Annotated in this window: 8 protein-coding genes and 3 pseudogenes; 4 read left to right on the forward strand and 7 right to left on the reverse strand. The window is 67.3% G+C overall.

Annotated elements, in window-relative coordinates:
- The first annotated feature begins 3 nt into the window (after positions 1 to 3).
- Both ACMCNO_RS07595 and ACMCNO_RS07600 read left to right on the forward strand, forming a co-directional pair.
- On the forward strand, positions 4 to 6,114 hold the full coding sequence (locus ACMCNO_RS07595; RefSeq protein WP_412748688.1) for an RHS repeat domain-containing protein: 6,111 nt from the start codon (positions 4 to 6) through the stop codon (positions 6,112 to 6,114).
- A complete protein-coding gene (locus ACMCNO_RS07600) occupies positions 6,102 to 6,452 on the forward strand; it encodes a hypothetical protein (protein WP_412748689.1) in 351 nt (116 codons plus the stop codon). The genes ACMCNO_RS07595 and ACMCNO_RS07600 overlap by 13 nt, the downstream gene beginning before the upstream one ends.
- Before the next feature lie 1,466 nt (positions 6,453 to 7,918).
- Here ACMCNO_RS07600 and ACMCNO_RS07605 read toward each other — a convergent pair.
- From ACMCNO_RS07605 to ACMCNO_RS07630, 6 genes and pseudogenes are all read right to left on the reverse strand, one after another.
- On the reverse strand, positions 7,919 to 8,128 hold the full coding sequence (locus tag ACMCNO_RS07605) for a hypothetical protein (RefSeq protein ID WP_412748690.1): 210 nt from the start codon (positions 8,126 to 8,128) through the stop codon (positions 7,919 to 7,921).
- A 523-nt stretch (positions 8,129 to 8,651) separates the two neighbouring features.
- Positions 8,652 to 9,755 carry a hypothetical protein gene (locus ACMCNO_RS07610; RefSeq protein WP_412748691.1) on the reverse strand — a complete coding sequence of 368 codons (1,104 nt, stop codon included), beginning with the start codon at positions 9,753 to 9,755 and terminating at the stop codon, positions 8,652 to 8,654.
- A gap of 617 nt (positions 9,756 to 10,372) precedes the next feature.
- A complete protein-coding gene (locus ACMCNO_RS07615; RefSeq protein ID WP_412748692.1) occupies positions 10,373 to 11,212 on the reverse strand; it encodes an IS3 family transposase in 840 nt (279 codons plus the stop codon).
- A complete protein-coding gene (locus tag ACMCNO_RS07620) occupies positions 11,209 to 11,520 on the reverse strand; it encodes a transposase (protein WP_412748693.1) in 312 nt (103 codons plus the stop codon). The genes ACMCNO_RS07615 and ACMCNO_RS07620 overlap by 4 nt, the downstream gene beginning before the upstream one ends.
- Before the next feature lie 137 nt (positions 11,521 to 11,657).
- A complete protein-coding gene (locus tag ACMCNO_RS07625; RefSeq protein ID WP_412748694.1) occupies positions 11,658 to 11,984 on the reverse strand; it encodes a TraR/DksA family transcriptional regulator in 327 nt (108 codons plus the stop codon).
- 228 nt (positions 11,985 to 12,212) lie between these two features.
- Positions 12,213 to 12,545 (reverse strand): annotated as a pseudogene (locus ACMCNO_RS07630) (SAM-dependent methyltransferase); the annotation flags it as partial.
- Between ACMCNO_RS07630 and ACMCNO_RS07635 the strand changes: the two are divergent.
- Positions 12,546 to 12,765, forward strand: a pseudogene (locus tag ACMCNO_RS07635) (IS110 family transposase); the annotation flags it as partial.
- Between the two features lie 283 nt (positions 12,766 to 13,048).
- Here the strand turns inward: ACMCNO_RS07635 and ACMCNO_RS07640 are convergent.
- Positions 13,049 to 13,249, reverse strand: a complete 201-nt coding sequence (locus ACMCNO_RS07640; RefSeq protein ID WP_412748695.1) for a hypothetical protein — start codon at positions 13,247 to 13,249, stop codon at positions 13,049 to 13,051.
- A gap of 23 nt (positions 13,250 to 13,272) precedes the next feature.
- Here ACMCNO_RS07640 and ACMCNO_RS07645 point away from each other — a divergent pair.
- Positions 13,273 to 13,391: pseudogene (locus ACMCNO_RS07645) on the forward strand (IS5/IS1182 family transposase); the annotation flags it as partial.
- Positions 13,392 to 13,770 lie beyond the last annotated feature (379 nt).

The raw sequence follows: 13,770 nt of genomic DNA on the forward strand, positions 1-13,770 counted from the left end.
TCGATGTCGCTGCAGAAGACTCTGTTCTCGCCGACCCGGCGCAAGCTGGCCCTCGGCGCCGCGGCCCTGATGGTGACGTCCTTCCTCGCGTACCACTGGGTGGCCGAGGAGCTGAACGGGGCACGGGACGCCGAGACCGTGGCCGCGAAGAACTTCGGAGTCGTGCACGTTCCCGCGGTGCCGCCCCCGGCCGACGGCGGCGTCTGGACGGGACCCGCGAACGGCCGGTGGCCGACTGCCGGCTCGGTGGAGATGGTGCTGGCGGGTTCGGCGGGCCAGGAGGTCCGGGGCCAGGCCGGTTCCATCCCGGTGCGGGTCAAGGCGGTGTCGGGCAAGCCCGCCCCGGACCGGGTCCGGATCTCCACGCTTCCGCAGGAGCACTCCGGAAAGCTCGGTGTTAGTGGCCCGGTGATCGCCGTCGAAGGCGACAAGCCCGGCGAGGTCGAGACCGCCATCGACTACGACAGCTTCGCCCAACTGTACGGCGGCAACTGGGCCTCCCGGCTCAACCTCGCCCAGCTCCCCGCGTGCGCTGCCATGACACCGCAGCAGGCGGAGTGCCAGGCGACGACGCCGCTCCATGCCGCCAAGACGACGAGCGCCCTGTCGACCCGGTTGGCGGTGTCCACCGCAGGCGCGACGGTGCTCGCCGCCACCGCGGACACCGAGTCGGCCGAGGGCGACTACAAGGCCAGCGACCTACAAGCCTCCGGCTCGTGGACGGCCGGAGACGGCTCCGGCGGCTTCACCTACACCAACGCGATCAAAGTGCCGCCGGTTCAAGGCCCCACCCCGGAGATCGCCCTGAGCTACTCGTCGCAGATGGTCGACGGACGCATGGCCGGAAACAACAACCAGGCGTCCTGGGCCGGCGATGGCTGGGACTACTCACCCGGCTTCCTCGAGCGCACGTACGTGACCTGCCTCGACGATCTGGCCAAGGCCGACGACAAGGATCCCAACAACAAGGACAAGAAGACCGCCGACCAGTGCTGGAAGGGCAAGTCCCCGAACATCACGGTCGCGCTCGGCGATACGAACGCCACCCTCGTCAAGGACGACGCGACGGGGGCGTGGCGCCCGGCCCAGGACGCCGACTGGAAGGTCGAGTACCAGGGCGCGGCCGCGACCAAGGACGCGGCGACCACGGAGCGGTGGGTCATCACCACCCCGGACGGCACCCGCAACTACTTCGCCAGCGACGTCGCCACGGCCAACTCACGGTGGACCGTCCCGGTCTTCGGCAACCACGACGGAGAGAACTGCCACGCCGACGGGTTCAAGGACTCGTCCTGCCAGCAGGCCTGGCGCTGGTGGCTGGACAAGCAGATCGACGTCAACGGCAACATGACCCGCTACTTCTACCGGAAGGAGACGGGGCACTACGGCGCCGCCGGTGACAAGAACAACCGGGTCTCGTTCGACCGCGGCGGCAACCTCGAGCGGATTGAGTACGGCCTCAACACCGCATACCCGGACGTGGCGGCCACGGCCCGGGTCGTGTTCAGCACCGCCAACCGCTGCTTCGCCAGCGAGTGCTACAAGGACGACAAGCCGGTCGCGGCGAACTGGCCGGATGTGCCGTGGGACAAGGAATGCACCGCCGAGCTGTGCACCGACCAGCTCGCGCCGGTCTTCTTCTCCATCAAACGACTCACCAAGATCACGACCGAGGTGCGCAGCGGCAGCGGCTTCACCCCGGTCGACTCCTGGACGCTGGATCAGGAGTTCAAGGCGCCGAAGGTGGCCCGCTCGGCGTCGCTGTGGCTCAAGCAGATCACCCACGCGGGACACGTCGGCGCGACGATCACCGACCCCCCGGTCGTGTTCCACGGTGTCGAGTTGGCCAACCAGGTCAACGCGATCGCCGGCGCGGCGATGTTCTCCCGGTGGCGCATCGATAACGTCCGTACCGAATCCGGCGCCGACATCCACGTCACTTACTCGGACCCGGACTGTGACGGTAACGACCTGCCGAACGTCTCGGCGAACAGCCGACTCTGCTTCCCGGTCTACTGGACGCCGGACGGCTACTTCGTACCGACCCGGGACTGGTTCCGCAAATATGTGGTCAGAGAGGTTAGCCACAGCGACCGGACCGCGGACCAGCCGGCGATCACCACCCGGTACGAGTACTCCACCGACGGCGGCGGCACCAATGTCCTGTGGGGCTGGGACGACGCCGAGTTCACCAAGAAGAAGCACCGCACCTACGGCCAGTGGCGCGGGTACGCGCAGGTCGTCTCGAGGGTCGGGCAGAGCGACACGGGCAAGGTGCTGACCACCCGCAAGCGCTTCTACCGCGGTCTGGACGACCAGCCGCTGCCGGACGACAAGACCCGCAACGTCCAGGTGACCGACTCGGCGGGAAACACCTACACGGACCATCCGGCCCTGGCGGGTGCCACGCTCGAGGAGGCGAAGCTCGACGGCAATTCCGTCGTTGAGGCGAGCACCACCGCGTACTGGGTCAAGAAGACTGCGGAGCGGGACCGCACCGGGGGAAGCGACCGGGCATACCTGGTCGCCCCGTCGGTGCAGAAGACCCGCAAGCTCGTGGCGGCCGGGGCTTGGCGGCAGACCGAAGCCCGCACCGACTACTACGGTGACGGCTACGCCAAGACCAAGGACGAACTGGGCGACACGGGCAAGTCCGGGGACGAGAGGTGCACCCGGTACACGTATGTGAGCAATGACGGGCCGTGGCTGCGTGGTCTCATCTCCCGCTCCGAGACCGTGGCCAAGGGCTGCGACGCAGCCGCGACGCGGCCGGACGACATCGTCTCCGACGTCAAGACGTACTACGACGGGTCCGAGACGCACGGGACCGCGCCGACGAAGGGTCAGGTCTCCCGGGTCGACACCCTGAACACCTGGACGGATGGATCGCCGGTCTACACGACGACGTCCCGCGCCTCCCGCGACGGGCTGGGCCGGGTCATCAGTTCCACCGACTCGCTGGGCAAGGCCACCACCACTAGCTACACCCCCGCGGGACCGGGACCTGTCACCCAGACGAAGACGGTCAACCCCTTGGGTCACGAGGTGATCACCGACCAGAACCCGGCCTGGGCAGAGCCGACGTCGATCCTGGACGCCAACAAGAAGCGCACCGACCTGCAGCACGACGCCATGGGCCGCCTGACGAAGGTGTGGTTGCCGGGCCGGGCCAAGGCCACAGCCACACCGAACCTGGAGTTCGGCTACCTGGTGCGCAACGACGGCCCCGTCGCGGTGACCACCAAGCGGGTCGGGCCCAATGGCAACTACATCACCGAGATCGGGCTGTTCGACTCGCTGTATCGCAGCGTGCAGAAGCAGGAGGACGCCCAGAAGACCAAGGACGGCAAGGACGCCCGCCTGGTCACCAACACCGGCTACAACGACCGCGGCCAGGTCGAGTACGAGTCGGACACGAACTACGCCCTCGGCAAGCCCGGCACCGACCGTCTCCAGATCCAGTCGGGTGAGGACCGCAGCCGGACCGTGTCCACGTACGACCCGCTCGGTCGGGTCGTCGAGAGCGCACTCTGGTCGAACAACGTCAAGAAGTGGGCCACCACCACTGCCTACGGCGGCAACCCGGACGGGTGGCAGGTCGCGGTCACCCCGCCGCAGGGTGCCACGGCCACCGCCACCATCGAAAACGTCGACGGCGATGTCGTCGAGAAGCGCGAGTTCCACGGACGTCAGCCGACCGGTGACTTCGACGCGACCCGGTACACCTACACCCCACGGGGCGACCTCGCCACGGTCAGCAAGGGCAAGTACGTCTGGAAGTACGAATACGACCTGCGCGGCCGCGAAATCAAGACGATCGACCCGGACAAGGGCAGCACGAGCGTCGAGTACAACAACGCCGATGACGTCACCAAGTCCACCGACGCCAAGGGCGACGTCGTCACCACGACTTACGACGACCTGGGCCGGCAGAAGGAACGCTTCTTCAACGGCGTCAAGGCGGCCACTTGGACCTACGACACCGTGGCCAAGGGACACCCGACCAAGTCGACCTCGATCGTCAACGGATACTCCTTCAGCCGGGAAGTCTTCGAATACAGCGACACGTACCAGGTCGTCGACGAGGAGTCGGTCATCCCGGCCATGCCCGGACTGACGGCTCTGGCCGGCGCCTACGTGGCGACCCACACGTACACCGCCAACGGTCTGCCGTACCGCGACAGCCTGCCCAAGGTCGGGCCGATGGAGAAGGAGGGCATCACCCGCACCTACGACGACCTGGGCAACGTCACCAAGCTGGCCGGCACCTCATCGCCGTCCGGCACGGTGCGCACCTACGTCGACCGGACCGCGTACTCGCCGTACGGTGAAGTGCTCAACCGCTGGCTCGGCACGTCGGTCGGGGACAAGCCGCAGGCGTACCAGAACTACGTGTACGACGACGTCACCAGACGGCTGTCGGAGTTCTACTTCGACCGCGACGGCACCGTACCGAACGTCGCCGCGCTCAAGTACGAGTACGACGACGCCGGGACCGTCCTGTCGATGGCCAACCGCCCCCTCGACGCGGACAACAAGCCGCGCCCGGGCGAGCAGGACGTGCAGTGCTTCTCCTACGACTACCTCCGCCGGCTGACGCAAGCCTGGTCCCAGGACTCCACAACCTGCGGCACACCGGCCACCGGATCGATCGGCGGCAAGGCGCCGTACTGGAAGTCATGGTCCTTCGACGAGCACGGCTCCCGTACCTCGACGACCGATCAGCTGACCGGCAAGACGTCGAGGTACGACTACCGGGACGAGGCCGGCGCCGCGCAGCCGCACGCGGTCCGCACCGTCACCACCGGCGAGCAGGTCGACCACTACGACTGGGACCAGCGCGGCAACCTCACCTACCGCAAGATCGGCGATCGCAGTGAGACGTTCACGTGGAGCCCGCACGGCAAGCTGACCAAGATCAGCGGGCCCGACGGAGACACCACCATGGTGTACGACGTGGACGGGAACCGGATCGCACGTGTCGATCCGGGCGGCGCGGCCACGGTATTCGTCTACGGCCACGAGTACTCGACCACGCCGAACCAGGGCACCAGTGCCACCCGGTACTACGAGCATGCCGGTGACACGATCGCGTCCCGCACCGACACGACCGGCCGCAAGGGCGACATCATCTGGCTCGGGGCCGACCAGCAGGACTCGGCCACCTGGGCGGTCAACTCGGTGACCCGGGTCGCGACGATCAAATACAACGATCCATACGGCAACCCCCGCGACGGCACCACGCCACCGAAATGGCCAGCCGGTCAGCGCGGGTTCGTTGGCGGCATCAACGATCCCACCGGCCTCACCCATCTCGGCGCCCGCGAATACGACCCCACCCTCGGCCGTTTCACCTCCGTCGACCCCGTTATGGACCTCGCCGACCCACAACAATGGGGCGCCTACAACTACGCCAACAACAACCCGGTCACCCTGAGCGACCCGGACGGGCTGTGGCCCAAGGATCCGGACCTCGACACCCAATTCGGTCGGGAAAAGAAGAACACAGGCACGTACAAAGACCGCAGCGGGTACCACAGAAACATTCGCGCACACCCGAGGAAGGACCAGCCCGCCAAAACGTTCTACGGCAGGCCCGTCATCGACGACTCGGATCCGATCCGCATTCTCCGCAATCCGGACCCGACTCCGACCCCGAAGCCCTCGCCTGAGCGCAACGAAAAAACCAAGACCGTCGGCTTCTGGGCCCGCGCCAACTACGCCAGTACCGGCGGCTTGTGCCTCAACGCCTCAGGTCAGGTCGGTGGCCTAGGCGGCTGGACCGGCTGCATCCTGGTAGACGGCGATGGCTTCGGCTGGTCGAGCGCGGTGAAAAGCGGTGCAGGTCCGGCAGCCGGAGCCAACATCACTGTCGGGCCTATAATTTCGACAGCGGATCGAATGCAGAACATGAGCGGACCGCAGGCATACGGCGGGGTGGAGATCGGAGAGGGGCCCACTTTGGGCGGCGAGGTTGACAGCGGCGGCGACACCACCATCCAAATCAATGGAGGCATCGGTGGCAACGTCTCCGAACTCGGGCCAGGATCGGGCGCTGGCGGCATTGTGATTACCAAGGTGCAGAGATGGGAGTGGGCCACGTGGGGCGACTGACCACCGAGGAAGGCATGCTCCGCTTGCGTACCTCGCGGGTCTACCGGCGGGCGATGTGGGCGCTGCGGCTGCTGCTGCTCACGCCATTCCTCATGATGCTGTCGGCGGTGGGCGCTGCGGTGCTCACCGGCCCAGCCCAGTTCGTGCCGTTGGTGTGCACGTTCGGCCTCACGCTGGTGGCGCTGGCCATGTGCTGGAGCACGGTCCTGCCGTTCTCACGCACCTTGCGGAAGACATTGCCCGACCACCCGCGGGACATCCTCGGCGCGCCGGTTGGCGTGCCGACGACTATGATCCGCGACATCTTTCGCCGCAAGCCGATTCCGCCCGCATCATGATCAGCATCGACATCGATGTGCCCTTGCTCGGCGCCCAAACGGCCTGAACTAGCCTGGGCGCAGGCGACGGTGTGGGACATGGCGGACCGCCCGCAGTGCCAGCAGGTCATGCCCCGACCTGTGCAAAGTAAGTCAAGATCGATTCCGGTGTGGTCTGTGAGTGTCCTTCTCGGTCCGGGCGGTGACCGTTGTCGATCTTGGGAGTGTCGGCGGCCTCGTTTGCAAGTGCATGTCCCAGATCCCAGCGGATCGGCGATCGCTACGGCGTTTCGTCGATGCGCCATCCGAGGGAAACCAATTGCCTCATGATCATCCCGCGACGGTAGGTCCAGAACACGGTGGCCTCATCCCGGTCGCTTACCTCGAACCTGAGACCACGACCGAGGGCGGGGAGCCAGTCGTAAGCAGTGATGGACGTGAGGTTTCCACGGGTAACCACGAACGGCTCGAACAGCACGGAAGAGATCGACAACTCGTCCTTGGTTGCGCGTAGCTTGGCGGATGGCCAGGTCGCCCTGGCGTAGGGGCGGGCAGAGCTGGGCGACCAGGGCGTCCTAAGTCGGCGGTCGAAGATCCAGGTTCCGCCTCGCGTGCTAAATCCTTCCCCGTCCATGCTCCGATCATCTACGACGGCGTCGCGATCTGTGAACCTCTTGTTGTTCATCCGCCGGCGCCAATTCCGTCACGATGGAGACCGGTCCCGCCGAGCGGACCCTCGCCGCCATATGGGCGCCGCCCCAACGGGCGGCCTCCCGGGCGGCAGTCGGCGTCGACCACTCTTCGACCTCATGAGCCTCCCCATCGTCCCCACGGCGTCGACAGTCGGCGATGCTCGCAGATGGGTACGACAAAATCGAATAGTCGTACATTTGTACGACGATCTGGAGCTCAATGTTCGGCCCGCGTGGCCATCGCGCTCGGCGGCCGTGTGGCAGCTGCCCGACCTGGCCCTGGCTTCAGTGGCAGCAACGTACTACGTAGCACCGGCCGCTCGGCGCCCTGGTCTGACCAGCCGAGGGTGGCCTGGACGCGCGTGCAGAAGGTGTCGACGAAGTCCTCGAGAAGCTCGCTGGAGCGGATGACCTCCAGTATTCGGTGCTCCCGCGGGCCGGCTCGTGTGGGCGTCCCCGGCACTGCCGTGATCGACGCACGACCCGGCCCACGCAAGCCTCCACGCCATCATCGACAAGCTGACCAGCGGCCGGCGTGATGACCTTCGCCCTCTACGGTCTCGTCGTTTGACTCTGTCCGAATGATCCTCAGCAAGGTTTCCAGGGGGCTGCTCGGCCGATCCAAGCCGTCTGGTTGGCGGCCACGAAGACAAGTAGGCCCTTGAGCCGTCGCCATCCCGCGGGGTCGTCGGGGTTCGGGCATGCCACGCTTGGCAGTGATGCGTCCGGGCCTGGTTCGCGAAGACGGCTGACATCACCACCGAATCGCCCTCCGCCGTCGCGACACACGGAGGGTCAGCGCCCGCGTCCAGTAGAAGCCTCAGCCTCCCCAGCGGATTTCGCCGCGGGGCCGTCGATCCGGTAGCGGCGGCCGGGATTGCGGGCGGCGGCGGTGAGGACGAGCCGGGCGGTGGCTTCCGCGGCGTATGTCAGGAGGTCGGTGAGGACGCTGGTGTAGGTGTCTGCGGTGAGCACGATGCTGCTGTGTCCGAGCTGCGCCTGCACCGCCTTCAGGTGGCGCCGGCGCAGTGCGCGAGGCTTGCGGCGCCGTGTCGCAGGTCGTGTAACCGCACCGGCGGTAGACCGGACTCGAGCACGAGGTGGCGGAAGCGGCGGGTCAGAAAGTCCGGGTGCAGCGGGGCCCCGTCCTCGGTGGTGAATGCGTAGCCGCTGTCCGTCCACGCCGGACCGGCCGTCCGCCCGCCTCGCCGACGGGATGCTCGAATGGCGGCTGGCCGACCTCCCCGTCACCGCCGCATGACCGCGCCGGTCGTGCTGGACGGCGGCGACCGCCGCTGCGTGCAACTACTCATCGAGCTGCGCCGCCTGGTCCACGACAGCCAGGCTGGAACGCTCATCCACCTCGTGGCCAGTGACCCCGCCGCACCGCTAGACCTGCCAGCCTGGTGCCACCTGACCGGCCACATTCAGCGTGCCTGCCGTGGCCGCCGCCGCGACCTGCGGGACGAACTAGCAGCAGCGCCGCGTCCACCTTCGGGCGGCCGCCGCCCACGAGTGGTGCAGTCGGTCAGGCGGAGCGGTGGATCCAGGCGACGCAGATCTTGTCGACCTTCGTGAACGGCACCCCGTACGCCTCCCGCGCCGCCTCGTCATAGGGTTCCTGCCAGGTCAGCACGGCCCGGGTGAAGCGGAGCAGCTTCTGCTGTCCGTACGTGCGGGCCATGCAGTCGACCGCGAAGTGGCTCAGCCCGTAATAGGCGTCGCCCGCGCGTGGGGAAGCGTTCCGACCGGGCATCGACGGAATCATCGAACGCGGCGCACCGTTGCGCAGCGCCCACCGTACGCTGGACCGCCGTGGGCTGTCGGTGGCCCGTTGCGGCGACCAGCCGATGTATTCGGCAATGCCCTCAGCCAGCCATTGCACGTCGACGCCGGGCGGCCCGGACGCGCCGGTGAGGGTCACCACGTGGCCCAGTTCGTGCTGCAGGGTGGTCTGCAGCATCGCCCGGTCGGGGATCGCGCGGACCCGCACGATGACGTCGATGCCGTACTTGTTGATCGGCGTGGCGAGCCCAATGACCCACCGGTCCTTGTTACCGCCGTACCACGTGCGCCACTGCTTCTCGCCGGCCAGGTAGATGCGGTAGTTGAGCTGCGTGGCGTGCAGCACGTTTGCGAACGCATCGGTGTGGGCGGCCGCCTTCTCGGCCAGCGGCAGCACGGACGGCAGATACTGCGCCTCGCTCGGAGCGGCGCTCAGCGTGACCCGCGAACCTTTCTGGACGACGAGGTGCCCGTCCTGCCACGGCGTGGGTGTGAAGGTGTCGCTTGGGCCGTCGTCGACCTCCCGGGTGATCACATATCTGCCGTCCACCGGTTTCATGGTCAATATCTGCGCCACGTGGGGCGGGTCGGCGTCGCCGTCGCCCTTGCAGGTGTCCGAACCGAAGCAGTACCAGACGTTGGTCTTGAGGGAGACCACGGACGGGTCCTTGCTGCCTGCGGGACCGATCCGCGGATCGTATTCGAACTTGGTGACGCCGAGAGCGCGCAGCGTGGTGTACCAGGCCCGGTAGCGCGCCACGAGCGCGGGTTGGCCTGGGTCGACGCCGTTCAGCCAACCCTGCTCGTCGCCATCCGCCAGGCTGGCTGCATGCGAGCGCAGCGCCAAGGCCGCCTTTCGAACGGCTTCGTGGGCGCGCCGACCTCGACCGACGGACCAGGCGCCGCGCTGCGAACACCGGCCGGGAGATCGGCGCTCGGGTGACTCCTCGACGCCCCGCGCGAGGAGAACGCGCCGGCCACCCCGGCCAGCACCACGAGCACCGCGGCCGCCGCCACCGTCCACCGCCGGCGCGCACCATGCGGCGAGGGCACCGCTGCGGGCTCCGTGGCGGCTGTCTCGGGCTGGTGCGGCTCCGGGACCAGGGGATTTGTCGTGATCATGGGGTGGCGACAATACACGTATCAAACGGCGACCGGACCCCCGTGGCTGTCCTGGGCGAGCACGGCACCGCCGACGCGGCGGTCGCGCTGGTCCGGGCCCCGTCCGGCTTGCTCACGCAGGCCGCGCGACCCGGTCAAGGTCTGGTTCAGGTTTTGTGCAGGGCCGTTCGGTTGGCGCGCTCTCGGTTGAGGTGGGCAGCCCGTCGAACCTGCCCAATTCTGCTGGGTACGCGGCCAACATCAGCTCACGCTGGTCGCGGTTGAGGCCCTTCCTCCAAGCACCTATCACGATCTCTGAGCGGGGCAGCGTGCGCTGGTCCGGAGTTGAGGCTGGCACAGCGGTTAGCGATAGCGATGATCTTGCCCGTTAGGGGAAGCTTGGGTTCTTGCGGTGGTTGCAACACTCCGGATGATGGCGGGGTGTTGATGTTGAGATTCTCCGAGCGGATGGTGTCGGAGCGAGTACAGGCGTTCTGGGCGGCGATGCAGCGCGGTGAGTTCACCGAGGCGGCCACGCAGGCAGGCACCTGCCGCAAAATGGGCGCCCGGTGGCTGACCGGCTCCGGCGGCGTCCGACCTCGGCGTGGGCGTGACCTGCAGGGCCGGTATGAGCTGGCCGTCGCGGACGTCGCGGGACCAGATGCCGTATTCGACCGCGGCCAGGATCAGATCGGTGTCGCACCGGTCGGAGGTCTTCCACCCGACGATCCGGCGGGAGAACACGTCTCGGACGGCGGCCAGCCAGAACACGCCTTCGCCGCACGGGATCCGGGTGGCGTCGGCCACCCAGAGCCGGTTCGGGGCTCCCGCGGTGAAGTTCCGGTTGACCAGATCCGGTGCCGGCGTGTGCCGCCGATCCTGCTTCGTTGAGCCGCCGCGCCAGCCACGGCGCAGGAACGCCCCGTGCCAGCCCTGCTGCCGCATCAGCCGCTCGACGCGTTTGCGGCCGACTCGGATGCTGTCGCGGCGTAGTTGCCGATGGACGCGGTCAGCGCCGTAGGTGCGCCCGGAGGCTTCCCAGATCTCATTAATGTTGGAGATCAGCCCGAGGTCGACCAGGTCCCGGTCACTGGGCTGCTCGGCCTGCTTGACCCACTGGTAGTAGGTCGACTCGGCGATGTTCAGAACCCGTAGCAGGAGCGCGACCGCGAAGCGGTCACGGTGTTCGTCGACGAACCTCATGACCGTCGCCGGGTCGGGCCGAGCTCCGACGCGAAATAGGAGGACGCCGCACGCAGGATTTCGTTGACCCGGCGCAGCTCAGCGACCTCCTCACGCAGCCGGCGGTTCTCCTCGGCCATCTGCGTGGTGGGCCGATCATGACGTTCGCCCGCGTCGGCCTCGGCCTGCCGGATCCAGTTCCTGAGTGCCTCGTGATGCACGTTCAACTGCTCGGCCAGGCGCCGGATGGTCGGCTTCGGGTCCGACTCGCGATACAGACGCACGGCACGCGCTCTGAGCTCGTCGGGGTATTTCTTCGGTGCGGCCACTGATGCTTCCTCCCCATGATCAGTCGATCATGCTTGAGAAGCTCCGTCGAAGCGGGGGGAACTCATGCGGTTACTGAAACAGCCTTGGTGCAGTTCACACGGCATGACACACATGACCGTTGTTCACTCCCGCGGTTCTATGCGCATGCCATGCAGTAGCGGGCGAACGGCCGCACAGCGAGCCGTTCCCTGGCGATCGGCTGCCCGCATCGTTCGCACACGCCGTAGGTTGCCGTGTCCACCCGGCGCAGGGCGTCGTCGACCTCAGCGATCCGCTCCCGCGCGGCGGTCAGCAGCGCGGTCAGCTGGGCGCGTTCGAAGCCGATGGTGGCACCCTCCGGGTCGTGTTCGTCATCGGCATTCGAATCCCGCGATGCCGTGAACAGCGCCTCCAGATCCTGGGCCAGCGTCGCCGCCTCGGCCTCCGCGCTCGCCCGTAGCCGCAGCAGCTCAGCCCGAACCATCTCCGCATCTTAACGGCCTCCGGCAGTGCCGACGGGCCGTCGGCACTGCCGGGCTGCTCCATATACGTCGGGTTCACGGCGGGAGCCTGCTCAACCCGGCCAGGCTGGGTCGAGGTGACCGGCGGAGTCGCTTCCGTCGCCGTGGTTGGGACGAGTTTGAGCGGGTCTGGGATTCGGACCGCGAGAACCACCCGGCTGATGACCAGGGCCTCTACGCGACGCCCTACGCTACGCGTTCCCGGAGCCGGTCTTGCGGACCAGCATGTACCCGTATGGGGGCTCCGCGCCTGCGGGAGGGGTACTGCCCTGGAAGACCAGGGCGAAACCGGCGGCGAGGAAGCGTTCCTCCATCTCTGCTGCCGAGAGCAAGTACCGATCGAAGTCAAGGCCGAGACTGCCGACCCGGCTGCCGGGACCGTTGCGGTGCAAGGTGCCGTCACCGTGCTTGAAGGCCGCCACCAGGTATCCGCCCGACTTGACGACTCGGGCGAACTCGGCGAACGCACGTGCTCTGGCGGCGGGCGCAAGGTAGATCAACGAAAACCAGCACACCACCCCGGCACGCTACGGGCTACCGACGCCGGGCACCGGCTGTTGGTGAGCTGGGCCCGGCGACAGTTCCCGCAGGAACGAGTGTGGGCCGTCGAGGACTGCCGGCATGTGTCGGCCCGGCTGGAGCGCGCCCTGCTGGCCGCGGGTGAGCGGGTCGTGCGGGTCGTGGGGGGTGCCACCGAAGCTGATGGCCGGGGCCCGCGACAGTGCGCGCACCAGGGGCAAGTCTCAATGCGGACATCGGGTTTGTCCCGGCCTGCGCCTGCGTTCCGCTGCGGCCGGCTCCAGATCGGTGGCAAGGAGTCCATGCCGGCTTCGCCGGCCTCTTCGAGTTGGCCAGCTCCCGGCACCTCGCCGACCTTGCCCTGGCTGTCGCCGGCGACGCCACCTCGGAGATCATGGTGTTCGCCCTCCACGATCCGGGCCGGGCCCATTTTCTGGCCTCGACGCTGAATCAGGCGCACCCTCCTGACCTGGCCGAGATTCTGCAGCCCAGTGACCTCTTCGTCGACCTAGCCGTGGTCCATGACCTCGGTGCCGACGTTGCCAGCTATCTCACCGTCAAGACACCCGAAGCCACCGGCGAACGCGACCAGCTCGCGGAGCATCGGAACCAGCTGACGACAGCCCCGAACCGCACGCTGCCACTCGCACAGCGGCAAATCCGGATGGTTGTGATGTTCCGTCAGAATGTCCACGCCGGCGACGCGCACTCCAATGGTGGTCGACCTGATGGCTGCACCGCAGACTCGCCAGGGACTATGAGACTGGCCCAGCCAGCTCCGAATGATCGACAACATCAGCCGCCGGATAACGGGCGAATCAACGCCTACCTGGCGAGGCGCATGCTGGTAGATCAGGTCAAATCGAACGCAGTTGCCGCCGAACCACGATCCGGCCGTCGTGATCGCGATGGATGCTCCCGTACGACGCCGACGACGCCTCGGGGGCGTCATCAACGAGTACCGCCGAGCAGCTTGACACGATCTTCAAAGTCCCAGGTCACGGCCGCGAACGAGGTTTGGCACGGCACAGGCCCCACGAGCGCGGTCCTCGAGTTCGATCATTTGGCCTAGACACCTGAATGATCAGCGGAAGGCCGCGTTCTTCCACGTAACAACCATAACCGGCGTGAGTATCCCAAATCCAACGATCCGGTCATATCTCTACCTTGCAGAGGCCCTGGAGCCCTCCGGGGAGACCTCAAGTCTCCTGATCTTGGATGTCCGTCAAA

The organism is Krasilnikovia sp. M28-CT-15 (genome assembly GCF_047159595.1).
In the GTDB taxonomy this organism is placed as follows: Bacteria; Actinomycetota; Actinomycetes; order Mycobacteriales; family Micromonosporaceae; genus Actinoplanes.

Bases quoted from the DNA above. Each gene is read 5' to 3' on its own strand.
- ACMCNO_RS07625 (WP_412748694.1), bottom strand. From the start codon at position 11,984: ATGGTTCGGGCTGAGCTGCTGCGGCTACGGGCGAGCGCGGAGGCCGAG.
- ACMCNO_RS07615 (WP_412748692.1), bottom strand. From the start codon at position 11,212: ATGAGGTTCGTCGACGAACACCGTGACCGCTTCGCGGTCGCGCTCCTG.
- ACMCNO_RS07595 (WP_412748688.1), top strand. From the start codon at position 4: ATGTCGCTGCAGAAGACTCTGTTCTCGCCGACCCGGCGCAAGCTGGCC.